Source organism: Pseudomonas sp. E141 (genome assembly GCF_052659885.1).
This window is the reverse complement of the sequence record NZ_CP084024.1, coordinates 742,037-767,513: the sequence shown is the minus strand read 5'-3', so window position 1 is coordinate 767,513 and position 25,477 is coordinate 742,037. Positions and strand designations below refer to the sequence as shown.

At 58.6% G+C, this 25,477-nt stretch carries 26 protein-coding genes and 1 pseudogene; 17 read left to right on the top strand and 10 right to left on the bottom strand.

The window, feature by feature from the left end; genetic code table 11:
* Positions 1–14: 14 nt before the first annotated feature.
* The 3 genes and pseudogenes from GKKCFE_RS03400 to GKKCFE_RS03390 form a co-directional block, all read right to left on the bottom strand.
* Complete coding sequence (locus GKKCFE_RS03400) at positions 15–686, bottom strand: hypothetical protein (RefSeq protein ID WP_223194574.1); 672 nt, start codon at positions 684–686, stop codon at positions 15–17.
* A 143-nt stretch (positions 687–829) separates the two neighbouring features.
* Positions 830–1,024 (bottom strand): annotated as a pseudogene (locus GKKCFE_RS03395) (hypothetical protein); the annotation flags it as partial.
* Positions 1,025–1,058: 34 nt separating this feature from the next.
* Positions 1,059–2,024, bottom strand: a complete 966-nt coding sequence (locus GKKCFE_RS03390; protein ID WP_445577480.1) for a LysR family transcriptional regulator — start codon at positions 2,022–2,024, stop codon at positions 1,059–1,061.
* A 296-nt stretch (positions 2,025–2,320) separates the two neighbouring features.
* On the opposite strand from GKKCFE_RS03390, the gene argH reads away from it, so the two are divergent.
* The 8 genes from argH (at position 2,321) to GKKCFE_RS03350 (ending at position 10,923) form a co-directional block, all read left to right on the top strand.
* A complete protein-coding gene (gene argH / locus GKKCFE_RS03385) occupies positions 2,321–3,748 on the top strand; it encodes an argininosuccinate lyase (protein ID WP_107321513.1) in 1,428 nt (475 codons plus the stop codon).
* Positions 3,749–3,838: 90 nt separating this feature from the next.
* Positions 3,839–4,717: an amino acid ABC transporter permease gene (locus tag GKKCFE_RS03380; RefSeq protein WP_107321512.1), complete on the top strand. Its 879-nt coding sequence runs from the start codon at positions 3,839–3,841 to the stop codon at positions 4,715–4,717.
* Positions 4,718–4,727: 10 nt separating this feature from the next.
* On the top strand, positions 4,728–5,492 hold the full coding sequence (locus GKKCFE_RS03375) for an amino acid ABC transporter ATP-binding protein (RefSeq protein WP_107321511.1): 765 nt from the start codon (positions 4,728–4,730) through the stop codon (positions 5,490–5,492).
* A gap of 39 nt (positions 5,493–5,531) precedes the next feature.
* A complete protein-coding gene (locus GKKCFE_RS03370; protein WP_107321510.1) occupies positions 5,532–6,356 on the top strand; it encodes an ABC transporter substrate-binding protein in 825 nt (274 codons plus the stop codon).
* A 148-nt stretch (positions 6,357–6,504) separates the two neighbouring features.
* Positions 6,505–7,353, top strand: coding sequence for a polysaccharide deacetylase family protein (locus GKKCFE_RS03365; protein WP_188252251.1), 849 nt, complete (start codon positions 6,505–6,507; stop codon positions 7,351–7,353).
* A complete protein-coding gene (locus GKKCFE_RS03360; RefSeq protein ID WP_445577479.1) occupies positions 7,346–8,233 on the top strand; it encodes a polysaccharide deacetylase family protein in 888 nt (295 codons plus the stop codon). The genes GKKCFE_RS03365 and GKKCFE_RS03360 overlap by 8 nt, the downstream gene beginning before the upstream one ends.
* Positions 8,230–9,579, top strand: a complete 1,350-nt coding sequence (locus tag GKKCFE_RS03355) for an MmgE/PrpD family protein (protein WP_445577478.1) — start codon at positions 8,230–8,232, stop codon at positions 9,577–9,579. Before GKKCFE_RS03360 ends, GKKCFE_RS03355 begins: the two co-directional genes overlap by 4 nt.
* Before the next feature lie 147 nt (positions 9,580–9,726).
* On the top strand, positions 9,727–10,923 hold the full coding sequence (locus tag GKKCFE_RS03350) for an MFS transporter (protein WP_445577477.1): 1,197 nt from the start codon (positions 9,727–9,729) through the stop codon (positions 10,921–10,923).
* 109 nt (positions 10,924–11,032) lie between these two features.
* On the opposite strand, the gene GKKCFE_RS03345 is transcribed toward GKKCFE_RS03350, so the two are convergent.
* Positions 11,033–11,740, bottom strand: coding sequence for a class I SAM-dependent methyltransferase (locus GKKCFE_RS03345; RefSeq protein WP_445577476.1), 708 nt, complete (start codon positions 11,738–11,740; stop codon positions 11,033–11,035).
* A 231-nt stretch (positions 11,741–11,971) separates the two neighbouring features.
* Here GKKCFE_RS03345 and GKKCFE_RS03340 point away from each other — a divergent pair, with 231 nt between their 5' ends.
* The 3 genes from GKKCFE_RS03340 (at position 11,972) to GKKCFE_RS03330 (ending at position 14,653) form a co-directional block, all read left to right on the top strand.
* The gene (locus GKKCFE_RS03340) at positions 11,972–12,370 is read left to right on the top strand and encodes a DUF488 domain-containing protein (protein WP_047227447.1); all 399 of its coding nucleotides are present in this window, start codon (positions 11,972–11,974) and stop codon (positions 12,368–12,370) included.
* 135 nt (positions 12,371–12,505) lie between these two features.
* A complete protein-coding gene (locus GKKCFE_RS03335) occupies positions 12,506–14,014 on the top strand; it encodes a DUF6630 family protein (RefSeq protein ID WP_445578025.1) in 1,509 nt (502 codons plus the stop codon).
* 18 nt (positions 14,015–14,032) lie between these two features.
* Positions 14,033–14,653 (top strand): GIY-YIG nuclease family protein, encoded by a 621-nt coding sequence (locus GKKCFE_RS03330; RefSeq protein WP_047227445.1) that lies wholly within the window; start codon positions 14,033–14,035, stop codon positions 14,651–14,653.
* Positions 14,654–14,753: 100 nt separating this feature from the next.
* Here GKKCFE_RS03330 and GKKCFE_RS03325 read toward each other — a convergent pair whose 3' ends face one another.
* On the bottom strand, positions 14,754–15,290 hold the full coding sequence (locus GKKCFE_RS03325; RefSeq protein WP_445577475.1) for a DUF4256 domain-containing protein: 537 nt from the start codon (positions 15,288–15,290) through the stop codon (positions 14,754–14,756).
* A gap of 80 nt (positions 15,291–15,370) precedes the next feature.
* Here GKKCFE_RS03325 and GKKCFE_RS03320 point away from each other — a divergent pair, with 80 nt between their 5' ends.
* The 3 genes from GKKCFE_RS03320 (at position 15,371) to GKKCFE_RS03310 (ending at position 17,950) form a co-directional block, all read left to right on the top strand.
* Positions 15,371–15,892, top strand: coding sequence for a GNAT family N-acetyltransferase (locus tag GKKCFE_RS03320; protein WP_172833805.1), 522 nt, complete (start codon positions 15,371–15,373; stop codon positions 15,890–15,892).
* 157 nt (positions 15,893–16,049) lie between these two features.
* The gene (locus tag GKKCFE_RS03315; protein WP_047227443.1) at positions 16,050–17,195 is read left to right on the top strand and encodes a hypothetical protein; all 1,146 of its coding nucleotides are present in this window, start codon (positions 16,050–16,052) and stop codon (positions 17,193–17,195) included.
* The gene (locus GKKCFE_RS03310; RefSeq protein WP_445577474.1) at positions 17,189–17,950 is read left to right on the top strand and encodes a hypothetical protein; all 762 of its coding nucleotides are present in this window, start codon (positions 17,189–17,191) and stop codon (positions 17,948–17,950) included. The genes GKKCFE_RS03315 and GKKCFE_RS03310 overlap by 7 nt, the downstream gene beginning before the upstream one ends.
* A gap of 224 nt (positions 17,951–18,174) precedes the next feature.
* On the opposite strand, the gene GKKCFE_RS03305 is transcribed toward GKKCFE_RS03310, so the two are convergent.
* A complete protein-coding gene (locus GKKCFE_RS03305; RefSeq protein ID WP_047227441.1) occupies positions 18,175–18,879 on the bottom strand; it encodes a hypothetical protein in 705 nt (234 codons plus the stop codon).
* A gap of 159 nt (positions 18,880–19,038) precedes the next feature.
* Here GKKCFE_RS03305 and GKKCFE_RS03300 point away from each other — a divergent pair, with 159 nt between their 5' ends.
* Together GKKCFE_RS03300 and GKKCFE_RS03295 are read left to right on the top strand one after the other, a co-directional pair.
* Positions 19,039–20,016, top strand: coding sequence for a hypothetical protein (locus GKKCFE_RS03300; protein WP_445577473.1), 978 nt, complete (start codon positions 19,039–19,041; stop codon positions 20,014–20,016).
* 77 nt (positions 20,017–20,093) lie between these two features.
* On the top strand, positions 20,094–20,510 hold the full coding sequence (locus GKKCFE_RS03295; RefSeq protein WP_160891566.1) for a VOC family protein: 417 nt from the start codon (positions 20,094–20,096) through the stop codon (positions 20,508–20,510).
* 777 nt (positions 20,511–21,287) lie between these two features.
* On the opposite strand, the gene GKKCFE_RS03290 is transcribed toward GKKCFE_RS03295, so the two are convergent.
* Complete coding sequence (locus GKKCFE_RS03290) at positions 21,288–22,001, bottom strand: FadR/GntR family transcriptional regulator (protein ID WP_047230511.1); 714 nt, start codon at positions 21,999–22,001, stop codon at positions 21,288–21,290.
* A gap of 97 nt (positions 22,002–22,098) precedes the next feature.
* Here GKKCFE_RS03290 and GKKCFE_RS03285 point away from each other — a divergent pair, with 97 nt between their 5' ends.
* Positions 22,099–22,842: a FadR/GntR family transcriptional regulator gene (locus tag GKKCFE_RS03285; RefSeq protein ID WP_047230512.1), complete on the top strand. Its 744-nt coding sequence runs from the start codon at positions 22,099–22,101 to the stop codon at positions 22,840–22,842.
* 153 nt (positions 22,843–22,995) lie between these two features.
* Here the strand turns inward: GKKCFE_RS03285 and GKKCFE_RS03280 are convergent, their stop codons facing one another.
* The 3 genes from GKKCFE_RS03280 to GKKCFE_RS03270 all read right to left on the bottom strand — a co-directional run bounded on the left by GKKCFE_RS03280 (position 22,996) and on the right by GKKCFE_RS03270 (position 25,475).
* On the bottom strand, positions 22,996–23,718 hold the full coding sequence (locus GKKCFE_RS03280; protein WP_076386258.1) for an oligogalacturonate-specific porin KdgM family protein: 723 nt from the start codon (positions 23,716–23,718) through the stop codon (positions 22,996–22,998).
* A 139-nt stretch (positions 23,719–23,857) separates the two neighbouring features.
* Positions 23,858–24,625, bottom strand: a complete 768-nt coding sequence (locus GKKCFE_RS03275; protein WP_076386259.1) for an ABC transporter ATP-binding protein — start codon at positions 24,623–24,625, stop codon at positions 23,858–23,860.
* Positions 24,626–24,635: 10 nt separating this feature from the next.
* On the bottom strand, positions 24,636–25,475 hold the full coding sequence (locus GKKCFE_RS03270) for an ABC transporter ATP-binding protein (protein ID WP_076386261.1): 840 nt from the start codon (positions 25,473–25,475) through the stop codon (positions 24,636–24,638).
* Between the last annotated feature and the right edge of the window lie 2 nt (positions 25,476–25,477).

Sequence of the window (25,477 nt, the reverse complement as noted above, 5' to 3'; positions counted from 1 at the left end):
GAAAAGCATCCTTGTTAGTCGAACAGACGAGCGTTGAGGTCAGGGCGATAGACCTGCAAGAGCGGCGCGGTCACGGTGCCTTGTAGCGAGCAGAACACGGTGGTGTGCCCTGCCAGCGGCGGTGTTGTGTCGCCCGTGTCGACCATCAACACGCGGTCTACGAAACCAAACGGAGTGACGACGCCGGGGCCGGTCAATCCTTCGGTGCGCCATTGGCCGATCGGGTCACCAACGCGGCGAATTTCGGCGCGGGTAATGGCTTTGCCCTGACCGACAAAACGCGCGTTATCGACGATCAACGGTTTGAGTTTTGCGGCCACCTCTTGCGGCGAACCATCGGCTACGAAACCCCAGAACAGAAAATTGCCGACATTCTTGATGGTTTCGGCCTGGTTGTAATAGCCGACCATCTGCACGCCGTTGACGATCAGGGGCGTTTCGAAGTGTTGGTAAGTGCCGCCTTCCTGTAGCGGGCTCATGATGGTCGGTGCCTTGACCGAGCCGTAATCACTCAGGCGTACGGTACCTGCCGGCAGGCGGGCGTCGCGCAGACTCTCGAAGAAATGCGCATCGCAACGGGAAAATTCGGTCAGCAGTTGTTCGGGCGTGGTGACGGTCTGAGCCTGGGCATTGCAGGCAGCGGCGACAGCGAGCAAAGCAACGCCAGAAAAAACAGAGCGGAACATTAGATTCATCCGTGAGGTGGAAACGAAGTCTGTCGGCCTATGAATCGCGAACTTTAGCAAGACGGGCCTGCGGGAGAAGGCCTAAGTGCCGAATCCTGCAGATAAGGCTGCATAGCGAAGGGAACGGGTTTAATTTCAAGCCACTAAATAATTCCGGGGCCGGGTGTATCGGGTTGGGTGGTTTTGGGGCTGCTGCGCAGCCCAGCGGGGATAAATCCCCTCGCCACAAGTTCGGGTGCTCTTGCGTGGCCGTACGGCGGGATGTCATGTGCCGCTGGGCCCCACTTTGCTGTGATATTACGCAACCCAAGCCAGATCAGTTTGGTTGCCGCGTCGTCGGGGCGGGAGCTATCTATTACTTAATGATTGTTATCAAGTCGACACCTTCAAATCGACGCCCAATGCCTGGGCAAATGCCTTCACCAGCGGACTGCGCACGGTGTTGTGACGCAGGATCAGATTAAACGGTGTGCTGATGTGAATGAGGTCCGGCCGCAAGGCTCGCAATTGCCCGTCAGACACCATCGACGCGGCGTAATGCTGCGGTAGAAAACCCACGAAACGCCCGGTCTTGATCAGCAGCGCCACGGCTTCCACCTGGGTCGCCGAGGCGGAAAAACTGTCGTACCGGGCAAAATTCAGTTTGTCGCGATGGATCGCGTAGCGATGGTTGATGCACTCGTATTCCTTAAGTACGTTGCTGCCGATTTCTGCGTCCGACACCGAAAACAACGGGTGGCCGATCGCGCAGTAAACCTCTGAGCGTTCTTCATACAACGCGTAATAGTCGAACTCTTCGCGCTTCTGATAAACCGGCACGATACCGGCCACCAGGCGCCCCTCTACGACCCCTCTTTCAACCTCATCCAGTTGTGAGGTCTGAAGTTGAAACCTTACTTTCGGTGACTCTTTGTTTATTCGTTTAAGCGCTGAAACTAACGGTGAATTAACGTCGGAAATAGTATTGTCAATGACGCCCACTCCCAGGTCACCAACAAGTTCGTTCTGCGCAGAACTAAGCCGATCACGAAAGTTATCAACCGAGGCAAATAAATCAATCGACGCCTGATAGACCAATCGGCCTTCTTCGGTCAGATGAAAACCCTCGCGACCTCGGGTGCACAACCGCATACCAATACGAATTTCAAGGTCGGAGATTTGTTTGCTGATGGCCGCCAACCCCACATTGAGCTCGTTCTGCGCCGCACTGAAACCGCCAGCCTCGACCACGGCCTTGAACACTTTGAGCAGTTTGAAATCCAGCCCGCTGAGGGCCAGCGGCGCCCGATGCGCCGTTTTCGGCGCCGGGTTTCCAGAATTGGAAAGTGGGGTTTCCATAATGCTTATTTACCTCTGGCGCGCTATTCAACAACCTGTGTCCAACAACAAAAATAAAGCTGGCTAATAATAATGAACACAGAAAACCAGGCTTGGCAACCGCTAATAATCCCCGTACTTCAGTGCCAACTCACTGACTTCGAACTGCTAAAAGCTGACACTTCGATCAGCTCCCGCGACGCTGCAACTGCCCTCTTGAAAACTGCTTAGGCCGAACCACGCCCGAATTATTTCCGGCGGGTTTTCTCGGCTCTTCGCATCCATTTCAGTTCGCTTTACCGACGAGGAAAACAACAATGTCTCAACCCACCGAACGTCTCTGGGGGGCCCGTTTCAAAAGCGGCCCCTCCGAAGCCCTGGCGGCCCTGTCCCGTTGCCCTGAGCGTTACTTTCGCCTGACCCCGTACGACCTCGCCGGCTCCAAGGCCCATGCCCGTGAGCTGCAACGCGCCGGACTGTTGAGCGAGCAGGAAACCCACACCATGCTCGACGCGCTGGAAGGTATCGGCGCTGATTTCAAAGCCGGCAGCATCGCGCCAACGCTGGATGACGAAGACGTCCACACGTTCATCGAACGCCTGCTGACCGAGCGCCTCGGCCCATTGGGCGGCAAGCTGCGCGCCGGCCGTTCGCGCAACGACCAGACCGCCAACGACCTGCGTCTGTTCCTGCGCGACCACGTGCGCACCCTGGCCGTCGAAGTACTTGCCTTGCAACAAGCGCTGGTCGATCAGGCCGAACAACACATCGAAAGCATCTGCCCAGGCTTCACTCACCTGCAACAGGCGCAACCGATCGTCTTTGCCCATCACTTGCTCGCTCACGCCCAATCGATGCTGCGTGACGTGCAACGACTGGTGGACTGGGACATCCGCACCGCGCTGTCGCCACTCGGCGCCGCCGCCATGGCCGGTTCCGCCATCGCGCGCCTGCCGCAGCAGTCGGCTAGGGAAATGGGTTACAGCGGCGTCTGCGAAAACTCCATCGATGCGGTGGCCAGCCGCGATCACGTCGCCGAATTCCTGTTTATTGCCAGCATGCTCGGGATCAACATTTCCCGCCTTGCCGAAGAATTTTGTCTGTGGTCATCGCGGCAATTTCGCTGGGTTGCCCTGGACGATGCCTACGCCACCGGCAGCTCAATCATGCCGCAGAAGAAAAACCCGGACATTGCCGAACTGGCCCGGGGCAAGGCAGGTCGCCTGATCGGCAACCTCACCGGTCTGCTCTCTACCCTGAAATCGCTGCCGCTGTCATACAACCGCGACTTGAGCGAAGACAAGAACGGCGTGCTCGACAGCGTCGACACCTTGCTGCTGGTCCTGCCCGCTATGGCCGGGATGGTCGCGACCATGAAGGTCAACGTTGAAGAGTTGCGCCGCCAGGCACCGCTCGGGTTCACCCTCGCGACCGAAGTGGCCGACTGGCTGGCGGTGCGCGGGGTGCCGTTCAAGGAAGCCCATGAAATCACCGGCGCGCTGGTTCAGGCCTGTGAGAAACACGACATCGAGTTGTGGGAAGCCTCGCCGGCGCTGTTGGCCGAAATCGATCCGCGCCTGACCCCGGAAGTACGCGACAGCCTGACGCTAGAAGCCGCCATCGCTGCCCGTAGCGGTTGGGGTGGTACCGCGCCGCAGCAGGTGCGCGAGCAGATCGGCCGGTTGAAGACCGCCCTCGCCGCGCAACACGAATGGACCAAGAACTATCAGGGCTTCCGCCTCTGATAGACAACGCAAAACCCCGGTAGGAGCTGGCAAGCCGGCACCTGCAAGGAAATGTGTTTGACCTGCAATACCCGTGTTCGGAGAAACAACATGAGTCAGACTCAGGCAGAACGACTTCAGGCGGAGCGCAAACTGGCGGAAAACCAGTTTGATATAACCCAGTACGACCACGTGCCACGTCGTTACTACGGGCGGATTTTTTTCGCCACCGTGATCCTCATAGCGATCATCGGCCTGGTGCGCGCCTTTGCCGAAGGCAAGATCGAATGGTCGTACATCGGCCAGTTCCTCACCTCCCAAGCGATCATGTGGGGCTTGCTCAATACCATCGTCATGGCCGTGCTGGCGATGGGGCTGGGTATTGTGTTCGGGGTGATCACGGCGATCATGCGCATGTCGGCCAACCCGATCCTGCGTTACGTCGCGGTGACCTACACCTGGCTGTTTCGCGGCACGCCGCTGATCCTGCAACTGCTGTTGTGGTTCAACCTGGCGCTGATCTTCCCCACCATCGGCATTCCCGGCCTGTTCGAAATGGACACCGTGAGCCTGATGACGCCATTCGCGGCCGCCCTCCTGGGCTTGAGCATCAACCAGGGCGCCTACACCGCCGAAGTGGTGCGCGCCGGCCTGTTGTCGGTGGACACCGGGCAGTACGAAGCCGCCAAGTCGATTGGCATGCCACGCCTGCAAGCCCTGCGCCGGATCATCCTGCCGCAGGCGATGCGGATCATCATTCCGCCGGTCGGCAACGAGTTTATCGGCATGGTGAAAATGACCTCGCTGGCGAGCGTCATCCAGTACTCGGAACTGCTCTACAACGCCCAGAACATCTACTACGCCAACGCCCGGGTGATGGAGCTGCTGATCGTCGCGGGTATCTGGTACCTGGCCACCGTCACCGTCCTGTCCTTTGGTCAAAGCCGTCTGGAGCGTCGTTTCGCTCGCGGCGCCGGCAAGCGTTCTTGAGGAGCCCTACATGAGAAGCATCGTCAAGGCCGTGAGTCTGAATAAGTATTACGACCAGTTTCACGCGCTCAAAGACATCAATATCGAAGTCGAGCAAGGTGAAGTGCTGTGCATCATCGGCCCGTCCGGTTCCGGTAAAAGCACCTTGCTGCGTTGCGTCAACCAACTGGAAAAGATCGACAAGGGTGGCCTGTGGGTCGATGGCGAACTGGTGGGTTACCGCATCGTCGGCAACAAACTGCACGAACTCAACGAGTCCCAGATCGCCCGTCAACGTCTGTCCACCGGCATGGTGTTCCAGCGTTTCAACCTGTTTCCGCACATGACTGTGCTGCAAAACATCATCGAAGGGCCCTGCCAGGTGCTCAAGCGTTCGCCCAAAGAGGCAAATGAAGAAGCCCTGGAATTGCTCGCCCGCGTCGGCCTGACCGACAAGCGCAACAGCTACCCGATCGAACTTTCGGGTGGCCAGCAGCAACGCGTCGCCATTGCGCGTGCATTGGCCATGCGCCCCAAGCTGATGTTGTTCGATGAACCCACTTCGGCACTCGACCCGGAACTGGTCGGTGAGGTGCTGTCGGTGATGCGCGACCTCGCGCAGACCGGCATGACCATGATCGTCGTCACCCATGAACTGGGCTTCGCTCGCGAGGTTTCCAATCGCATGGTGTTCATGGACGGCGGGCAGATCGTGGAGGCTGGAAGCCCCGAAGAAATACTAATAAGTCCGCAAAACCCTCGCACCCAAAGCTTCATTTCTGCCGTTCGAACCTAAGCGCCCTTTGGCGCTCACAACACTCAAAAGAGAACGACCATGAAGAACTTCGTAATCCCAGCAGTACTCGCAGGCTTGATGGCCTCCAGCTTCAGCTTCGCCGCCGAACTGCCGGCCAGCATCAAGGACAAGGGCGAGATCGTCGTCGCGATCATGCCGAACTATCCGCCGATGGATTTCAAGGACCCGGCCACCAACCAGTTGACCGGCCTGGACTATGACCTGGGCAACGCCTTGGCCGAACGCTTGGGCATCAAGATCAAATGGCAGGAAACTGGCTTCGAACAAATGATCAACGCGCTCACCACCGACCGCGTCGACATGGTGCTGTCGGGCATGACCGACACCGCCGAACGTCAGGCCAGCGTGACCTTCGTTGACTACTTCACCAGCGGTCCGCAGTTCTACACCCTGCAAAAGAACAAAGACATCAACGAGATCATCGACCTGTGCGGCAAGAAAGTCGGCACCAGCCGCCGCACCACCTTCCCTACGGAAATCGCCGAGTGGAGCAAGGCCAACTGCGAAGCGGCGGGTAAACCGGCGATCAACGTGGTGGGCACCGAAGGCTCCGCCGACGCCCGTGCGCAACTGCGCCAGAGCCGTATCGACGCGGCGATGCAAGGCAGCGAAACCCTGCCGTACCTCAAGACCCAGGAAAAGGACATGTACAAGACCGTGGGCCTGCCGATCTCGTCGCAGTTCACCGGCCTGGGCGTCAGCAAGAAAAAACCTGAGCTGAGCGAAGCGGTGAAAGTCGCACTGCAGAGCATGATCGACGACGGCAGCTACCAGGCGATCCTGAAGAAGTGGGAGCTGGAGCTGGGCGCGATCAAGACGGCGACCATTAACGCCGGGAAGTAACCGCAAGGAACAAGCCTGTCCGTTTGTTGTGGGAGCGAGCCTGCTCGCGATGGTGTGTCAGTCGACACGGGTGCGCTGATACGCCATCGCGAGCAGGCTCACTCCCACACGGATTGGGCTTTACCTATGAAATAGCTGGAGCACCACGATGTCCTCCTCACCCCAACCCACCTGGCCGGCGCCGCACAAAGCCTGCCTCGCCCTGGCCTTCGACCTCGACGGCCCCACCGGCGATGCCATGCTCAACGGCTCGATCTGGCACAAGCCTGAGTATTTCGGATTTGGCGGTTATGGTCCTTACCGGGCGCTGCCGCGACTGCTCGATCTGCTCGACGCCTTCGGCATCCCGACCACCTTCTTCGTCCCGGCCTGGGTCGTTGAGAACTGGCCGAAGCAGTGCCAGGCGATTGTCGAGCGCGGGCATGAGGTGGCGTACCACGGCTACAAGCACGAATCCTTTTACGCCCTGACGCTGGAACAGCAGAAGGACGTGATGAAGCGCTGCCGCGAGGTGTTCTGGAACCACTTGAACATCCGCGCCGAAGGCTTTCGCACCCCCTCCGGCGACTGGCGCGCCGAGACCCCGGCGATGCTGGTCGAGGCCGGCGTGACCTATTCCAGCAGCATGCGTGGCGACGACCGCCCGTACCTGGTGAAGGTGCCGGGTTTTGACACGCCCCTGGTGGAGATACCCGGTCGCTGGGAGATGGATGACTACGCCTCACTGGCTTATACCCGCGCGCCGGATTTTCCGTCAGGGCTGGATCGCACCGCCAGCTATGAGCTGACCCTGGACAACTGGTGTCGCGAATACGACGGTGCCATGAATGAAGGCTTGTGCCTGACCACCCTGTTCCATCCCAAGATCACCGGCAAGCCGGGACGCATCCTGCTGCTGGAAAAACTCTTCGAACACATGCGCCAGCGCAACGACGTGTGGTTTGCCACCTGCCGCGATGTCGCGCAGTGGTGGCTCAAGGAGCATCACCATGGCTGATTCGGTTTTCTGGCCCCAGGGCTACCGCTGCGCTGTCGTGTTGACGGTCGATTACAACGACATCCACGGCATTCTCACCCAAGCCCCGGAAGTCGCCGGGCGCGACAAGACCCTGTCCGTGTGGCGTTACGGCACACAACGGGGTGTCGAGCGCCTGTTGGGGCTGTTCGACGAACTGAAGGTGTGCAGCAGTTGGTTCATTCCCGGCATCGTTGCCGAAGAAAACCCGCAACACATCCAGGCGATTCAAGCAGGCGGGCACGAAATTGCCTGCGCCGGTTATCGCCACTGCAACTACGACACTCTCGACCTGGCGCAGCAGCGTGACGAAGTCGCCCGAGGGTGTGCAGCGTTGCAGGCGCTGACCGGCCAGCGCCCCAGCGGTTTTCGCATCCCCGCCGGCAATGGCGCACCGGGGTTCATCGAGGCCTTGGGCGAACACGGCATAAGCTGGTCGTCGTCATGGCGTGGCGATGATTTGCCTTTCGCTCACCCTACCGCACCCGGGATTATCGAACTGCCGTTGCACTATGAACTGGAGGACGAGCCCTACTTCGCCTTCAACCTGAGCCCGGCGGTGCCACCTGCGCAATCGCGGATCGCTTCCTACAGTCACACTCTGGGCAATCTGCAAATGGACTTCGCCGGGTTTCACCGCTTCGGCCTGTGTTACGTGCTGCGCCTGCATCCCGAGATCATCGGCACGCCGGGGCGAATCGGCGTGTTGCGCGAGCTGCTGCGGAGCATCCAGCAGCACGATGATGTATGGATCGCCCGAGGTTGCGAAGTCGCCCAATGGTGGGCGGACTCGGCGCTGCCAACGGCCGGCGATCACCCCGCCTCGGTGTACGAGCGGCACTATCGGGACTACCTGCTATGACCGAGCGCCTGCAGCGACTGGCGCAGTTCTGCGTCGACACTCGCTTCGAAGACTTGCCTGCGGCGCTGGTGGCGCAGGCCAAACGGCACATCCTCGATACGTTCGGAGCGGCATTGGCCGGCGCGGACAGCGACGTCGCACGGCAGGCACGTCAGGTCTTCGAGGGCGAAACCGGCAACAGCCTGGTCTGGGGCACCAACCTGCGACTCGGCGCCGCCCAGACGGCAATGCTCAACGGCGTCGCCGCCCATGCGCTGGAACTGGACGACACCGGTGGCTGCGACCACTCCGGAGCGGTGGTCCTACCGGCGGTGATGGCCGCGGTGTCGATGGCGCCCGGAACGGTCAACGGTCGTGAGCTGATCACGGCCGTGGTGCTTGGCTATGAAGTCGGTCGCCGGGTGCTCGAAGCCTGCGGCGGCTATTCGGCGCACAACGGCGCGGGGTGGCATTCCACTGCCACCTGCGGGGTGTTCGGCGCAGCAGCCGCCAGTGCGCGCATCCTGAGACTGGACGCCGGGCAAACGCTCGCTGCGCTTGGCATTGCGGGCAGTTTCAGCGGCGGCTTGTGGGCGTTCATCCATGACGGTTCGCAAAGCAAGAAGCTGCACAGCGGTCGTGCGGCTGAAGGAGGATTGCTGGCCGCGCGATTTGCCCAGCAGGGCATCACCGGGCCGGCCAGGCTGTTCGATGACGTCTGGGGCGGTTTTCTCAAGACCCTGGCCGGGCCGACGGCAGAACCGCAAGCGATGGACGCGGATCTCGGATCGGTGTGGAAACTCGCACGCTGCTCGATCAAGCCCTATGCCTCGTGCCGTGGCACCCATTCGGCCATCGATGCGCTGGGGTTGCTGCTGGATCAGTTGCAAGTCGGCGCCGATCAGGTCGAAGACATTCAGGTGTCGTTGTGCGGGTTTCTACAGGACATGTGCGGTGGCCAGGATGTCAGCACGCTGCCGGCAGCGCAGATGAGCCTGCCTTACGCCCTGGCGGCGCGGCTGGTACACGGGCATTGCGGACTTGAAGCCTATGACGAGACCGCGCGCCGCGACCCGCGGATTGACCGCTGGCTGTCGCGCATTCGCCTTGAAGTTGACCCGCGACGGTCAGAGGATGGCGAACCCGTGGTCTGCGTGCGGACCGTGGACGGTCGGCAGGCGCGGCTGTGCGTCGATCCGCCCTTGGGTGCGCCAGCCAATCCGTTGAGCGATGCGGCGCTGGAGCAGAAATTTTTCAGCCTGGCGGAGCGAGTGATGCCGCGGGTGCAGGCCGAGGCGTTGCTGGGGCAACTAGCGCGGCTGGAAACGCTGGAGTCGGTTGGACTGCTCGATCGGTGGTTGGGTTGAAACTTTTATTGCCTGATCGGGCGTTATCGCTAGCAGGCTCGCTCCCACAATTGAATTACCTTCCCCTGTGGAAGCGAGCCTGCTCGCGATGGCAGTGCCTCGGCGCAAACAAACGCTAAAAACTGGAATAAGGACATCTGCCCCACCGTGGCCACTTACTCGCTCGTCATCCGCCGCCTGATGATCGTTTCACTGACTATCGTCGTCAGCCGAGCCATTACCAGCCCGTTGCTCACCCTGTTCCTGAGCAACAAACTCGGTCTCAACCAACAGGACGTCGGTTTGTTGCTGGGCATCGCGGTGTTCATTGCCACCCTGCTCGCGCTCTACGGTGGCTACATCATCGATCGCCTGGAGAAACGCCGGCTACTGATCCTGACCATGCTCTCCAGCGCCATCGGATTCGTACTGCTGACCTTCGCCCAGAACCTCTACCTGACTACCCTGACCCTGGTGATCACCGAAACCGCGTCGGCCCTGTTCCTGATCGGTTCCAAGGCGATCCTCAGCGAAAACCTGCCCGTGGGACAGCGGGCCAAGGCGTTTTCCCTACGCTACACCCTTACCAATATCGGCTACGCCACCGGCCCGATGCTCGGCGTGGTGATTGCCGGGGTGTACCCGATTGCACCGTTCTTGATTGCCGGCGCCATCGCTTTCGGCAGCATCTTCCTGATGAGCGGCATTCCCAGCGACTCGGCCCCGGCCCCCGCGATCGGTCAGCCACAGAGTTTTCTCAAGACCCTGGTGACCCTGAAAAACGACCGCACGCTGATCATGTTCACCTGCGGCTGCCTGCTCAGTACCGTGGTCCACGGGCGTTTTACCCTGTACCTGTCGCAATACCTGCTGGTGGTCGAGGACTCCCAGCGCGCGCTGCAAACCATGGCGGCCCTGCTCGCCTGCAATGCGATTGCCGTGATCCTGCTGCAATACCAGATCGGCCGCTTTCTCAAGCGCGAACAGCTGCGCTACTGGATCGCCGGTGGCACCAGCCTATTCATCCTCGGTCTGATCGGCTTCAGCCTGGCCGACAGCCTGGTGTCCTGGTGCGTGGCGATGTTCATTTTCACCCTCGGTGAGATGATCATTTACCCTGCCGAATTCCTCTTCGTTGACACCCTGGCACCGGAAGAACTGCGCGGCAGCTACTACGGCGCGCAGAACCTCGCGGCCCTGGGCGGCGCGTTGAGCCCGGTGATCTGCGGCTTCCTGCTCATGCACACCCCAGCGCCGACGATGTTCTATGCCTTGAGCTTGTTGACGGCGCTGGGCGGCACACTGTGCTTCAGGAGTGGGCGGCGAGTCGCGCTACAGCAAAATTGTGCAAACAAGCAGCATTAATATGAATGAGTCAGCATCCGTAACAAACGGCACACCGCGCCTCGCTCCACCCGCTCAGTCTTCAAGGCCCTACCCGTCATCTACGCACGCTTATGAAAATGTCTCTAACTCACTCCAGATGTGCTCGCCGCGTACAGACCCATCCGTGCATCAATCCCGTCTGAAAGAACTGTACAGGGGCGTCAAACCCGGCGGCCTTGATAAGGCTCGCGACCTGTTGCGCAGGCAGGATCGCAACATCTCTGGCGTAAGCAATACGCGCTCGCTCCAGCACTTCTGGCTGAAGACCATCGGAGGACATCAATGTCATCCAACTGCGTAACAGCACCTCATAGGCAGGCGATTCGGTATCAGAGGCAAGGTCGGCGTTCGCCAATATTCCGTGGGGTTTAAGGCGCTGGGCTATTTCGCGAAAGAACCTGATACGGGCACCTTTTTCCAACAAGAATTGGGAGACCAGCAAGCAGGTAGCCGCGTCGTAGCTGGCCTCGGCGACGAGCGTATCCAGGTAGCCTTCGTGAAAATGGCAGCGCGCGAGAAAGCCATGCTGAACGGCCCTCTGACGACAGACATCAAGCATAGCGCCCGAAGGGTCGACAGCAGTGAAATGCCAGCCGGGGAAGCGCTCCGCCAGATGGGCAAGTTCCGCCCCCGTGCCAACGCCGACGCAGAGTATCCGGGCATTTTCCGGCAGGCCGGCGAACTGAGATTCGAGCAGCAAATAGAGAGCGGCGCGAATCGGCGCCATCCTTTCCCATTGCTTGTCGTAGCTGACAGCTTGCTGGTCGAACAATATCTTGAGGTCTTCACTGCGCATAGGGCACCTTGTGTCGTGATAGACGCATCGCGTAACCGCGGTACTACTTTCAGTATCCCAGACCTGTCAAGCCCCACACCTTTGCGGCCGCCATGCTGTGGATCAGCACTTCCCAGGACCCCAGTCGAGCATCGATATTAGGATTATCTCAGCAGGTTGCGCGGGGGGACTCAACCCGATCACTGACCTCGGCCTATTCTGACGCTGTCCCCTCTCCCACAGGCAGGCCCCATGATCCACTGCAAACGAGCCTACGAAGCAGCCAGCACCGAGGACGGCGTACGGGTTCTGGTGGACCGTCTATGGCCGCGTAATTGTCGCAAGGACGAACTCCCCATCGCGCAGTGGTTGCCAGAGGTGGCGCCTTCTCATGAGCTGCGCAAGGCGTTCAAAGCGGGGGCGGTTTCGTTTGAGCAGTTCAAGGTGGCCTATCGCAAGGAGTTGGCTGCGCGGCCGCAGTGTTGGTGGCGGTTGGTGGATGTTGCGCGGGGCGGCAATCTCACCCTGGTATACGCCGCCAAATCCACGGTCGAGAACAATGCCGTGGTGTTGGCTGAATGGTTGGAGGATGAGGTGGAGAAGCGGGCGGAGGGGAGTTCGCCGGTTTGTTATTTGGGTGGGGAGTTCTGATGGGCGGCAGGATGGTTTTGGGGCCGCTGCGCAGCCCAGCGGGGGCAAGCTCCCTCGCCACCGTGGTAGTTATTCTTTTCAGGCGGTGTACGGCTAAGATGGCGCGCAGGCGAGTTCACAAGGAAGGCTGGCGTGATGCAATCCCGTTTTGATCCCTTGGTTCATATCGATTGGAAAACACCCGGCGCTGAGTTGCTTGGGCTGCTGCAGCATTACTATCCCGACATCGGTGTGTTTTCCGGGCCGGAATTCGAGGCGCTGTTGGATGAGCTTTCCAACGAAATGGCCGAGGTCTGTTTCGAGGCGTTGGCACCTGTGCTGGCGCGTCACGGCTTTGACCTGTGGAACCTGGACGCCGGTGGCGATGATTACCGACCGGTGATTGTCCCGGCCGATCAACGCGAAGCCTTTGCACAACACTGGCAAGGCCAAAGCGCAGAACCGAGGTTCACGCCGAGGCTGATCGAGCCGCAAAAGCCTGCCGCCCCCGACCGTAAATCCAGCAAGCCCAAGCGCAGCAAGCTGAACTGGCTACAGGAAGTCCACGACTATCCCGGCCCCACTTACGTGCATGACTACAACTACCGCAACGGCTGGGCCGCCATCACCGAGCAGGAGGAAGACCAGTGGCTGTGTTTTCTGATCGATTACAACCCATGGCCGCCCGCTGAGCAGGACATGCTCGAACACCGCACCGATGGGGTGGACGGCGCAGACTTGCAGCTCATCGATGCCAACACCCAGCGCAGCCTGTGGAGGCGTCGGGTGAAAAGCGGCGCTTACAGCTCGGATGACCGCTACCAATATGAGATTCGCCAGGGCGATGACATCCAAAGTTTCGGACCTGCCGGGATGCAATGGTCGGAGTTTGAAGATCCCTGTGTCGTGGTCGATTCAGAGATATTCGAACGTCAGCGTATTTACGAACCCGAGCATTTGACGCGGATCTGGCGGATCACGGCAGACTCCAGCGAGGTCATTTTCGAGTACGCGGATGAACTGACGATCCTGCCCATCGGCCCGCGCCGCTTGCTGTTCATGCAGCACAACGGCCCGCGCTGCTGGATCTGGAATCAAGACCCGCCGCACCAGGCCACTGCCGCCAAGCCGATGCCCGCTGACGCCTATAAACTGCGGGCGGCGACCGCGTACCTGGGAGGTGACGAGGTCCTGCTGTTCAGCGAAGGCGAGCGGCAGAACCTTGAGCACTCGGGCTATCAGGAGACGGTGCTGCTGGCGTGGCGCTTCAACTTCGTGACCGGCGCTACGACGAAGGCGCTGTTGGACGGCTTTGGCAGTGATCTGCGCCAGGACACGCGCCTGCTGGTTACGCAGCCCAAGCAGGTCATCACGTTGCGCACGTTTCATGGGCAACTGCATGTTGCCCGGGGGCATGGGGATTGGTGGGTGTGGAACTACCGGACGAATACGTTTGGCACGCAGACCTTGGCGTGGTTTTGGAATCAGTGCAGCAGTGAGGTGATGAAGCTGTCGTCCAAGGATATTGCGCGGGTCAAGCCGGAGATTCGTTACCTGGCGGCGCAGGATCGGTATCTGGCGTTTGAGGCGGAGTTTGTGGCGCGGTTGCCGGGGTTTGCTGAGATACTTGAAACCAAAGGTAGTGATGTTCTGAGTTTCGACTGAAAAAACAGAGGGAGTGGTATGGGGTTCGATTCCGATGATGAGCCGGCAGAAAGGAGTGAGTACTACGCGGCTTGTCCGCCTTCTCCCCATGCGTGGCTTTACATTGCAGTGGATGTCAGGGATATGGGAATCGCCAAAATCGGGTTAACGACCAAGCGAACTCCCGAGATGCGGATCGCAGAAGGAAGAACCTACAACCCCTTTCTCGTGCTGTTCACCACCTACGATCTCGCGCGGTGTACTTGGGGTACGTCAGCCAAAGAGCTGGCTGATATCGAACGCTACATTCATCGCCGAGCTGTGTTCGGTACACCGATCGGGCACCTCGCCACCGGACGCTCGTCAGAATGGTTCCGAATCCATCCTGAACAGGCGGAATCCATCGTCGACGCGATGCTTGCAAAACGGGGTTTTTCAGTTGGCGAGCGATACCTCTATAGCTCCTATGACGGTCCTGATGTCTTCGATCAAATTCGAGTGTCGAGGATGAGAGAGATCAAGACGGTGTACCGGCCAAGCCTACGCGCCGTTATCGACGATTCCATAAATGCGGGCATCCCAGATGAGTACTACCGCGAGTACTACAACTTCCTGAGGGCGTACCATTCGAGACCTCAGGCAGAAAGACCTTACGATTGAATTGCGCGCTGAATGCCTGTCGCCCAAGTACTTTGTCGCCGGGTGACATACATCATCGGTGTGGCTTCTCGGCTTGGTGAGGCATAGGGGCTTACCCTGCTCAAACACAAAGCCAGCCCCGAAACCCTCGCGCCGCGTAATACGACTGCACACCATTGTGATAAACGAACACCCGTTCATAACGATAGTCACCGAATAGCGCACCGCCGAGGGCGCGAAGTTCAGGGGGTGTTGCCAGCCAACTGGACGTTTTGGCATCAAACTCGCCAAGCTGCTGCAAGGCTCGGTACTGGTCTTCAGTCAGCAGGGCGATGCCCATTTCTTCGGCCATTTCTACCGCACTGCCTTTGGGTTTGTTTACCTTGCGTGCGTCCAGGGCGGGGCGGTCGTAGCAGAGGCTTCGGCGACCGGTCGGGCTTTCTTTGGCGCAATCGCAGAAAGTGATGAGACCGGTCTCTTTGTTCTGGTCGATGACGTCGGGTTCGCCGCCGGTGGTTTCCATTGCCTGGAGTGACTTCAGGGCGTTAGGGTTGCTTTCCAACTTGGCCTGGACGTCGGCCCAGAGGATGTCCGGGTGGCGATGTGGGTTCTGGTCGAAGCGGGTTTTCAGGGTCTGGAGAAGGTCTTGTCTTTTCATGGTTTTGGGTCCGTTGCTGGTCGGTTCCAAATTCTGGCAGTACCAGCGTAGCAACCCATTGAAGCATGAGGTCACGAACCATGATGCGCAGCGACGCTCAACCCGTTTTTCTCCTGCACTTGCGTCCAGTCAACCTCGACCAGGACAGCGGCGTTTGCGTACGTTTCTTTGAAGACATGCTGCTCTGCGCGTTTGGTTCCACACAAAAACTGCACGACCCGGATGGCACACAGCGTTACCTTCAATCTCTCCAAGAAAAAGCAGCCGAGCTTCCTGGCAGCATTGTCCATGCCTGGGATGAAACGCAGATCGTGGGCCAGATAGAAATGTCGCGGCTGAAGGCTGAGCCCGCAGTGGGCTACATCCATTTTTTCTACCTAACCCCTGAGTGGCGATCACGTGGTGCAGGGAAGTTGCTGCTGGCCTACGCGACCGACTTTCTTGCAGGGTTGGGGTGCGAGCGGATGAGATTGTCTGTGAGCGACACGAACCACAGGGCGGCACGGTTTTACAGGCACCATGGTTGGATTGATATCGGGGCCAGGCAAGACAAGCCGGAGCTGCGTTTGCGGTTGATGGAAAAGGCCATTGCCGCCTGGTGAGAGCAACTCCCTCGCCACAAGGTTGGGGTTCGGCAGAATGGATTGGAACGTCCTCTCCATCACCCTACGCGTCAATATCCACCATAAAATATCAAGAATTTTGCACGTTATCACAACCTCTGATACCGTGCTGGAATCGTGATACGGAAGAATGACCATGACTGCTATCCGCCAAGACCATGAGCTCTCCGAAAGGCGTGATCTGATCGAGCTCAAAGTCTACGTAGAGAACGTGCTAGGCCTGAAGCTGCGCTTGAAACCGTGGGAGCACGTCAAGATCCTTCCGTATGCATTGCGTGACCGCTACGAATTTTTTGTCACAGAGATCTTCGGGGCCGGCTGCCTCATTCTCAAGGAGCGTCCACAGCGTGAAGCCAGCGTTGCGGATGTCGCCAAGCATATCCAGGCCATCCACAACTTGCAGGCATCCAACAAGTTGCCCGATACCGGCGACCTGATGATTTTCGTCACCGACACGCTTCCGAGCTATGACCGCAAGCGACTGGTGGAGAAAGGCGTCCAGTTCATCGTGCCGGGCAATCAGCTTTTTCTTCCGGCCTTTGGTATGGATTTGCGTGAGTATTACCGCCAGCGCCTGGAAAAACCTCAGGTCCTGAGCCCCGCCACCCAAGCCATGCTGATTCAATTTCTGATCAAGGGATGGCACCACCAGCTCCTGACCACTCGCGCTACCTTCGAGAAGTCCTTTACCTACGCGAAAATGACCGTCAGCAGAGCGATCAAGGAACTGACCGACTTGGACATTGTTAAGCCTGGAAAGGAAATGGGTGAGGCCGCGATCCTGTTTCACTTGTCCCCCAGGGAGACTTGGGAGATGGCCAAGGAGTCCATGCGTACGCCGGTCAAAAAAGCACTTTGGCTCAATGCAATTCCCCAGGTTTTTGACGACACCCCAATGTTGCTGGCCGGAGAAACGGCCCTGGCTGAAATGAGTCTTCTCGCCGGCCCAAAAGTCCCTTGCTATGCGATGACGGCAGCGCAGTTCGAGCATATTCGGGAGCATGCTCAAACTGAAAAGAATGCGGCCTACGGGGAGGAATTCGGCGCTTGGGGCTCAACTTCGAAAACGGCCAAGTCGAAACTCGAGACCACGGCGCCCTACCTTGAAGTGCCGCAAAACCATGCCGCGTGTTGCATTCAGTTTTGGAGTTATGAGCCGCCGCGCAGCAACATCGCCACTGGAACGGTGGACCCCTTTTCTCTCTATCTGAGCCTCAAGGATGACCATGATGAACGCGTGCAAATGTGTCTGGATGAAATGATGGAGAACGTGAAATGGTAGTGGGTGTCGACCGGTTTCGAGAGTATTTCAGGGATTTCCAGGGCAGCTACGTTCTGATTGGCGGGGTGGCTGCTTCGATTGCCATGGAGGAACTGGGTGAGGAATTTCGACTGACCAAGGATCTGGATATCGTCCTGGTCGTCGAGGCGCTTGATCGTGCGTTCGTCGGGCAGTTCTGGAAGTTCATCAAGGACGGTGGCTATGCCATTCGCCAGAATGGTGACAGCGATGGGGACTCCCCGGTTTTTTATCGCTTCCAGAATCCGGAGGACAAATCCTTTCCCGTTCAGGTCGAGCTGTTTTCCCGTGTCCCGGATGGCCTGGAGCACGAAGAAGCGGCCAGAATGACCAAGGTCCCCGTGGAGGAGCAAGCCGCCAGCCTGTCTGCGATCATTCTTGATGACGAGTACTACGCCTTTCTTCTGGACGGCGTCGATCACACCCAGGATATCAGCCACATTGGTGCCGACCGGCTCGTTCCCCTCAAAGCCCATGCGTGGCTTAACAAGAAGGCGCAGCTTGAGCAAGGTATTCCAGTAGACAGTCGCGATATCAAAAAACACTTTAGGGATGTGATCGTACTGACCGTCGGTCTCACCGAAGGAATGGCCCAGCTACCGGAACGGCTGGCGCGCGATTTGAAGAGCTTTCTTGACCAAGTGCCTGCTGAGCTGGCGTCAAATCCCCAAGCCTACAAAGGTGTAGATGGCCACCGTTTGATCAAGACGATTGAAGAAGCCTTCCGCCTCACTTGAATCATGTTTTTTGCACGCTATCAGATGTATTGATAGCGTGCGAGAAAGTTGTTACGACGTAGGGCATGTCCTCGAGCGTCATCCCGAACTTATTGTCACCAAAGGCTCGAACGGTTGGAGACGAACATCTAAGTCAGAGCACGACACGCCTCTGGTGATTGAAAGTAGATGCTCCTTCGATTTGTGCACATCCCAAACTGGGATTTAACGTTCGATGCCCCAACCTAACGCTCCGCCTCCCCCTGTGGATAAATATCACTGACATTCAACGACAACTTCGCAGCCACCTCATAACCATCAGCCTTGCTGAAGTTCAACTGAAACTCCTGATAAGCAGGACCGGCCAGCCAACGGTTAACTTGCAGACCTTGATACCTGGAGCTTTCCCCGGGCGTGAGTTGCCCGAACAGCGGATAGCCCGCGTCGGCAAAAATCCTGTCAGCTTCGAACCAGTCCATCTCCTTATCAAGGCTCACACGTTGCTCCACCATTGCCCATGCCTCTGGCGTGACCTTCTGGCCGACATCCAGGAAGACCACCTTGCTTTCTTTCGCGGCGATCAGGAAAGGCAAGGTCATGGGTGTGCCCGTCGAATCCAGCAGCTTGTATTTCATACCAGCGTATTCCCCACCGCCTTCTTCCCTGCGCTCCCATATTCGCCAATCGATGACGCTTTCCGGGTTGAAGCTGTTGTTGGTGAGGATGATTTTGTAGCGCTGTTTGAAGAGTACGTCCTGATCATCTTTATAGGCCTTGTAGAACGACACCTTGCTGTGTTCGGCGCCGACCCGGATGATGATCGGAGTCCTGCGGCTGGCGACACTGTCCTGATATTGCTGGTAACTGAAGAAAGCGGATGCAATGGAGACGAGTAAGGCGAGCGTCGCAATTCCATCTGTGCGGGTGAGGGTCTTGAACCATTTCATCATGAGGCGGTGTGTCCGGATATTCGTGGTGGATGGGTTGGCGTCTTCGCGAGCCTTGCCCGAATGAAGACCCAGAGGATAGCATTGAGCCATCAATCCTCAAGGAAGCCCGAAAATGCCTGGAACGCCCGCCCCTCTGAGCGTCACAACGAAGATCAGCTCATGACCCTCCTCACCGCCGACGCCATCGGGCAACGTGCTACGTTTTTCATCATCGTTTTATCCTGCTTGCTTGTCCTGGGCATCACGAAGACCTTGAGCAAAGCCCATCAAAAATCGAATCAAGACTCTCAGTTGTTCATGTACGGCACCATTGCCACGTCCTTCATCATAATCATGTCTGCGGTACTGATTTGGGGCAGCAAGGATCTTCCCGCGTGGCTTCAAGGCATCGGCAGCATCTACGCAATCATCGTGGCAATACTCGTATCCCGGCATGAAGGCCGAAATGCCCAGGAAAGAAGCAGACGGGAACGAGCAGAAGATCACAGACGTGAAGCCCAAAGAGTCAACCAAGAGAAGATAGAAACCACCAGGGCGATCTACCAGATCGTGCTTCGCGCGTTCATGAGCTTCAGCTACGTGCGTGAGAATGCCTATGACAAGAGTCTGTCAGCCAAGGATATCGGCCCGCGCAAGGGCGAGCCCGACCTGAAAATAACAGGCGGCAAACAATGGCGGTCACTGGGTTTCAAGGCTGCCGACATTCGCGTACAGCTTCGGCAACTGGAAGCATTTGTAGAGCAACTGGAAAAAATTTCCCCCTTTGAGCATAGGGATGCAGTTCTCGCCCTGCTGACATCCGAATTCTGCGCCTCGATCAAAGTGTTATTGGCTGATTTGAAGACAGGCTGGAATATCGAAAGTCAACGAACGGCGCCCGGCTCCGGCGCAAAATCGACGATCAAGTACCCTCCTTGCGTAAAAAACGCCACCTACACAGAAACTGAAAAACTCATTGGCGTCACCGAGTATCTGGCCCATGGGATTTTTCATATGTATCTGGATGAGCCGGAGTTCAATCGTATCGAGGAGGTTTTCCTGAGTTGGTCCCAAAGGGCAAACAAAATTTTTTTAAGTCATGGGCCCCAGGCATCATCCGGTGCGCAAGAGGATGTTAATCAGGCACAGCAGAGCTGACTTTTACGACGACATTCCTGCATGGGTAGCTAAGGTGAAGTAACCCGTTAGCGGCTAGCACTGAACAGGAGGCCCGCATGAGGAACTTCACGATCCAACACATCGACCACATCGTCCTGCGCGTAAAAGACATCGAGCGCAGCCTCGCTTTCTATACGTCCGTGCTCGGTTGCGAGCTCAAGAAGCGCCGGGACGATCTTGGAATGCTCCACCTCAGCACCGGTGTTTCGATGATTGATCTGGTGGCTGTCGACGGGCCGCTGGGGCGCGAGGGTGGGCCGGCGGCTGGCAAGCAAGGGCACAACGTCGACCACCTCTGCCTGCGCATCGAACCGTTTGATGAACAAGCCCTCATCGCTCATTTGGCCTCAGCCGGCCTGAGTGTTGAGAAAGCGCAGATGCGCTATGGCGCGGAGGGGAAAGGTTGGTCGATCTATTGCTTCGATCCGGATGGCAATCAGATTGAGCTGAAGGGGCCCGCGCTGGAGACCTGAGCTTCTTGGTCTGTCTGGGGCGGTGATGTTGGATGGGCCGCCGTCATCGCGAGCAGGCTCGCTCCCACAGGGGATGTATGGCGGACACAAAATCCGTGAACACCACCAAAAAACTGTGGGAGCGAGCTTGCTCGCGATAGCGGTCTGTCTGAAACGGTGATGTTGGATGGGCCGCCGTCATCGCGAGCAAGCTCGCTCCCACAGGAGATTTATGCCGGACACAAAATCCGTGAACACCACCAATCAAAACTGTGGGAGCGAGCTTGCTCGCGATAGCGGTCTGTCTGAACCGGTGATGCTGAATGTGCCGCCGTCATCGCGAGCAGGCTCGCTCCCACAGGGGTTCTGTGGCGGGCACAAAATTCGTGAACACCACCAATCAAAACTGTGGGAGCGAGCTTGCTCGCGATAGCGGTCTGTCTGAACCGGTGATGTTGAATGGGCCGCCGTCATCGCGAGCAAGCTCGCTCCCACAGGGGATGTATGGCGGACACAAAATCCGTGAACACCACCAAAAAACTGTGGGAGCGAGCTTGCTCGCGATAGCGGTCTGTCTGAACCGGTGATGCTGAATGTGCCGCCGTCATCGCGAGCAGGCTCGCTCCCACAGGGGATCTGTGGCGGGCACAAAATTCGTGAACACCGTCAATCAAAACTGTGGGAGCGAGCCTGCTCGCGATGGCGGTCTGTCTGAAACGGTGATGTTGGATGGGTCGCCGTCTTCGCGAGCAAGCCCGCTCCCACAGGGGGGTGTGGTGGACACAGGTTTTGTGGAGGTTATTGCGTCGTCGACTCAACCGCTCCCCGCACCCGCTGCAGCATGTTGATCAAATGCAACCGCATCGAAGCCCGGGCTGCTTCGGCATCATGGCGCGCCAACGCTGCGTAGATCTGCTCGCGCTCACGAATCACCAAGGCGCGATTCTCAGCCGTGACAGCTGGCCCGGCCTGTTGAACCACCGCGATCAACGTATTGCCCACATGGGCCATGGCATCGATAAAGAAGCTGTTGCCGGTGCACTGGGCGATCTGTAAATGAAATTCGAAATCCACCTGGGCGCTTTCGGCATCCGCGGCTTCAGAAGCGTTCGCCACATCCAGCGCTTCACGCATCGCCAGTAACTGCTGCGGCGTAGCGCGTTGGGCGGCGATGCCAGCGGCTTCGACTTCCAGGCTCTGGCGCAATTCGATCACCGCCAGCGCGTCGTACGCGCCACCCTTGACGTGCTTGCTGCCCTGGAAATCCCCCGGGCGAGCAGTGTCGACCACGAAGGTGCCGATGCCGTGACGCGTTTCCACCAGGCCTTCGGCCTGCAACCGCGACATGGCTTCGCGAACCACCGTACGACTGACGCCACGGTCCTTGATGATGACCTGCTCGGTCGGCAGTTTGCTGCCTGCGGGCAGTTCGCCGGCCAGTATCTGCTGCGTCAGATCGACCACCAGTTGCTGGGTCATGCTCAGGCGTCGATCGGGTGTGACACGGTCCATTGCACCTATCCATTAAAGCCAGACGATCGCGGCATTATAGCCGCGACCTAACGTCGAAACGCACTATAATGCCGGCTGATCACACTAGAGCAAGCCGATGACGGATCAAGCGTTATCTCCATTGAATAAACCGCGCCGCCTCGCCGAAACACTGGTGGACCGCTTTGCCCAGCGCATGCGTGAAGGCATTCTCAAGCGCGGCGAAAAGCTCCCCACCGAAGTGCATATCATGGAAGCCGAGGGCGTCAGTCGTTCGGTGGTGCGTGAAGCGCTGTCGCGCTTGCAGGCGGCGGGGCTGGTGGAGACGCGGCATGGGGTCGGCACCTTTGTCCTGGACATGCCGGCGCCGGAGGGCTTTACCCTCGGGCCGGCGACGATTGCCACGTTGTCGGATGTGCTCAACCTGCTGGAGTTTCGCCTGAGCCTGGAAGTCCAGGCCGCCGGCATGGCTGCCGAGCGCGCCACGCCCCAAGCCCTGGCCGAACTGGCCCAGGCGCTGGAAGCGTTGCTGCAAGGCCCGGAAAAGTCCGGCACCACCATCAATGCCGATTTCCAGTTCCATCTGAAAATCGCCAAGGCCGCTGGCAATTACTACCTGATCGACATCATGAAGCACCTGGGTACCAAGCTGATCCCACGTACCCGGATGAACTCCGCCTATTCCGGGCAGAGTGATCGCAGCGCCTACCTGCAGGGGATCAACGCCGAACATCAACAGATCTTCGACGCCATCGCCAGTGGTAATGTCGACGCGGCGCGGGCGGCCATGTACCTGCATTTGAGCAATAGCCGCATGCGCCTGTGTGAAACGCAGCAGCGGCAGGCTTTTTACAACGAATGACCCCCCGCCCCCCTGTGGGAGCGAGCTTGCTCGCGATGACGGCGGTACATTCAACATCGATGTCTGCCGATCCGACGCCATCGCGAGCAAGCTCGCTCCCACAGTTTTGATCCCGGTGTTCACAGACTTAGCGTCGACCCGTGCTCCTACAATTTAGAAGAAGCTGTATTTAACACCGACCCGCAGCCGCAACTGGCGATCGCTGTCGACCGAGTTGACTTTAATATCACCCACTTCAAAGAACGGTGCCCAGCGTTTATCCCACTGGTATTTGACCACGGCGTTCTGTTCATAGTCGTCGGTGCCGCCGTTATAGCGAATGTAGTCGGCATCGAAGTAAGTCAACTGATATTCATAGGCCCACGGTCCTTGGGGGCCATAGTTGATATATACATCGTAACGATTGACCGTCTGATCGTCCTGCCCATTATGCGGCACGTCACGGTCGATCTTGTCGCGGTCCAGTTTGGCTGAATCCAAACGGTAGCGACCGGCGATGCTCAACTCTTTGGTCACGCGGTAACCCAGGCGCAGGCCCAGCTTGTAGGTGGTGGATTCTTCGTCGCTGTCCAAGGCCAACGAGGGCGTCAGCATCCAGCGATCATTGATCTTGTGCTGGTAGTTGACGGTAAATTCATGACCGCTGCCGACGGTATTGTCGAAGGCGACGTCTTGCCGGTCACCGGCGGTCTTGTATTTGAGTTCACCCTCCAGACCCAGGCCACTGTCCAGCCGAATACCAAACTTGGCACGGTCGGCATGCATGCGACTTTTTTCCGCATATTGGTGGCGTACATTGATATAGCCGGTATCGGCCTGGGCAATAACCGAAGTAAACAAGGAAGCGAGAGAAAGTATTACCAATGTCTTTTTCATGTTTTTTTATTCTTGTTGGTTGAACGGGTTAGTTGGGTTAAACGCTAAATCACAGGCGAGCGCGTGCGCGGCATTGAAACCTGGGGTTCAACGTCTTTTACGGGTTAAAACAAATGCAACTGATGAATCAGGGTTTAATTCAAACGGCGACAGGGATGCCTTGTATGTCGCGACTGGCCTGCACCAGCAAACGGGTGTACGCGTGCGTGGCACCGTCACTCGCCAGAAGCTGACTGTCGAGCGTCTCCACCACCCTGCCCTGCTGCATCACCGCGACCCGATCGCACAAGTGCGCAACCACCGCCAGATCGTGGGTCACCATCAGGTAGGTCAGGCCTTCCTGGCGGCGCAAGTCGGCCAGCAGGTTGAGGATTTCCGCCTGCACCGAGACATCCAGCGCCGAGGTCGGTTCGTCCAGCAACAGCACCCGGGGACGCAGGATCAACGCGCGGGCGATCGCCACGCGCTGGCGCTGGCCACCGGATAATTGATGCGGGTAACGAAAGCGGAAGCTGTCGTTCAAGCCGACCTTGCGCAGGATCTCGCTGACCTTCTGCGCACGCCCGTCGATGCCGTGGATGCGCAACGGTTCCTGCAACGCGGCATCAATGGTGTAGCGCGGATGCAGCGAGGCGTAGGGATCCTGGAACACCATCTGCACCGTACGATAGTGGTTCAGCGGCAGGTTGCGGGTCACGGCCTGGCCGGCGATCTGCAGTTGCCCGGTCCAATGCTGATACTGCCCGGCCAGACAGCGCAGCACGGTGGTCTTGCCCGAACCGGACTCCCCTACCAGGCCGAATGCCTCGCCTTCGGCAACACTCAAATCGACGTCGTGCAATACCGCGTTCAGTGCCGCGCCGGTGCCAAAACAAAGGTTCAGGCCGGCGATTTCAATCATGCTCATGACAGGCTCCTCAAGCATTCAACCACTGCGGGTCACGCTGCAACACCGGCAGCGTGGCGCGTCGATGATCCAGGCTCGGCAGTGCGGCCAGCAGGCCACGGGTATAGGGATGGCTGGCTTGATCCAGGTCGGCGGCGGCAATCGACTCGACCACGCGGCCGGCGTACATCACCAGCACGCGGTCACAGAAATTCCGCACGAGATTCAAATCGTGGCTGATGAAAATCAGCCCGAGGTCGCGCTCGCTGACCAACTCCTCCAGCACGTTGAGCACCTGCCGGCGCACCGACACATCCAGGGCAGAAGTGGGTTCGTCGGCGATGATCACCTGGGGGTCGGTGATCACCATCATGGCGATCATGATCCGCTGGCCCATGCCGCCCGAGACTTCATGGGGGTACAGGTCGTAGACCCGCTGCGGGTCGCGAATGTGTACCTTGGCGAGCATGTCCAGGGCGCGTTCGCGGGCCTCGCGATGGGGCACTTTGTGATGGGCCAGATAGGCCTCGGCGATTTGTTCGCCGACCCGCACCACCGGGTTCAGCGAGTACTTGGGGTCTTGCATGATCATCGACATGCGCGCACCGCGAATCGCCTGGATCTGCTTTTCGCTGGCGGCCAGCAAGTCGATATCGGCAAAACGCAACGTCTTGGCGGTGACTCGCGCCGTCGGCGGATGCAAGCGCAAGAGACTGCGGCCAACGGTGGACTTGCCCGAACCGGACTCACCAACGATGGCGAGTTTTTCCCGGCCCAAAGTGAACGACACGTCACGCACCGCCCGGGAGATTTTGCCGGCGTTGCGAAACTCCACACACAAGTCCTGTACGGCAAGTTTTATCTCAGTCATGG

Bases quoted from the DNA above. Each gene is read 5' to 3' on its own strand.
- GKKCFE_RS03400 (WP_223194574.1), bottom strand. From the start codon at position 686: ATGTTCCGCTCTGTTTTTTCTGGCGTTGCTTTGCTCGCTGTCGCCGCT.
- GKKCFE_RS03390 (WP_445577480.1), bottom strand. From the start codon at position 2,024: ATGGAAACCCCACTTTCCAATTCTGGAAACCCGGCGCCGAAAACGGCG.
- argH (WP_107321513.1), top strand. From the start codon at position 2,321: ATGTCTCAACCCACCGAACGTCTCTGGGGGGCCCGTTTCAAAAGCGGC.
- GKKCFE_RS03380 (WP_107321512.1), top strand. From the start codon at position 3,839: ATGAGTCAGACTCAGGCAGAACGACTTCAGGCGGAGCGCAAACTGGCG.
- GKKCFE_RS03375 (WP_107321511.1), top strand. From the start codon at position 4,728: ATGAGAAGCATCGTCAAGGCCGTGAGTCTGAATAAGTATTACGACCAG.
- GKKCFE_RS03370 (WP_107321510.1), top strand. From the start codon at position 5,532: ATGAAGAACTTCGTAATCCCAGCAGTACTCGCAGGCTTGATGGCCTCC.
- GKKCFE_RS03365 (WP_188252251.1), top strand. From the start codon at position 6,505: ATGTCCTCCTCACCCCAACCCACCTGGCCGGCGCCGCACAAAGCCTGC.
- GKKCFE_RS03360 (WP_445577479.1), top strand. From the start codon at position 7,346: ATGGCTGATTCGGTTTTCTGGCCCCAGGGCTACCGCTGCGCTGTCGTG.
- GKKCFE_RS03355 (WP_445577478.1), top strand. From the start codon at position 8,230: ATGACCGAGCGCCTGCAGCGACTGGCGCAGTTCTGCGTCGACACTCGC.
- GKKCFE_RS03345 (WP_445577476.1), bottom strand. From the start codon at position 11,740: ATGCGCAGTGAAGACCTCAAGATATTGTTCGACCAGCAAGCTGTCAGC.
- GKKCFE_RS03340 (WP_047227447.1), top strand. From the start codon at position 11,972: ATGATCCACTGCAAACGAGCCTACGAAGCAGCCAGCACCGAGGACGGC.
- GKKCFE_RS03335 (WP_445578025.1), top strand. From the start codon at position 12,506: ATGCAATCCCGTTTTGATCCCTTGGTTCATATCGATTGGAAAACACCC.
- GKKCFE_RS03330 (WP_047227445.1), top strand. From the start codon at position 14,033: ATGGGGTTCGATTCCGATGATGAGCCGGCAGAAAGGAGTGAGTACTAC.
- GKKCFE_RS03325 (WP_445577475.1), bottom strand. From the start codon at position 15,290: ATGAAAAGACAAGACCTTCTCCAGACCCTGAAAACCCGCTTCGACCAG.
- GKKCFE_RS03320 (WP_172833805.1), top strand. From the start codon at position 15,371: ATGATGCGCAGCGACGCTCAACCCGTTTTTCTCCTGCACTTGCGTCCA.
- GKKCFE_RS03315 (WP_047227443.1), top strand. From the start codon at position 16,050: ATGACTGCTATCCGCCAAGACCATGAGCTCTCCGAAAGGCGTGATCTG.
- GKKCFE_RS03310 (WP_445577474.1), top strand. From the start codon at position 17,189: ATGGTAGTGGGTGTCGACCGGTTTCGAGAGTATTTCAGGGATTTCCAG.
- GKKCFE_RS03305 (WP_047227441.1), bottom strand. From the start codon at position 18,879: ATGATGAAATGGTTCAAGACCCTCACCCGCACAGATGGAATTGCGACG.
- GKKCFE_RS03300 (WP_445577473.1), top strand. From the start codon at position 19,039: ATGACCCTCCTCACCGCCGACGCCATCGGGCAACGTGCTACGTTTTTC.
- GKKCFE_RS03295 (WP_160891566.1), top strand. From the start codon at position 20,094: ATGAGGAACTTCACGATCCAACACATCGACCACATCGTCCTGCGCGTA.
- GKKCFE_RS03290 (WP_047230511.1), bottom strand. From the start codon at position 22,001: ATGGACCGTGTCACACCCGATCGACGCCTGAGCATGACCCAGCAACTG.
- GKKCFE_RS03285 (WP_047230512.1), top strand. From the start codon at position 22,099: ATGACGGATCAAGCGTTATCTCCATTGAATAAACCGCGCCGCCTCGCC.
- GKKCFE_RS03280 (WP_076386258.1), bottom strand. From the start codon at position 23,718: ATGAAAAAGACATTGGTAATACTTTCTCTCGCTTCCTTGTTTACTTCG.
- GKKCFE_RS03275 (WP_076386259.1), bottom strand. From the start codon at position 24,625: ATGAGCATGATTGAAATCGCCGGCCTGAACCTTTGTTTTGGCACCGGC.
- GKKCFE_RS03270 (WP_076386261.1), bottom strand. From the start codon at position 25,475: ATGACTGAGATAAAACTTGCCGTACAGGACTTGTGTGTGGAGTTTCGC.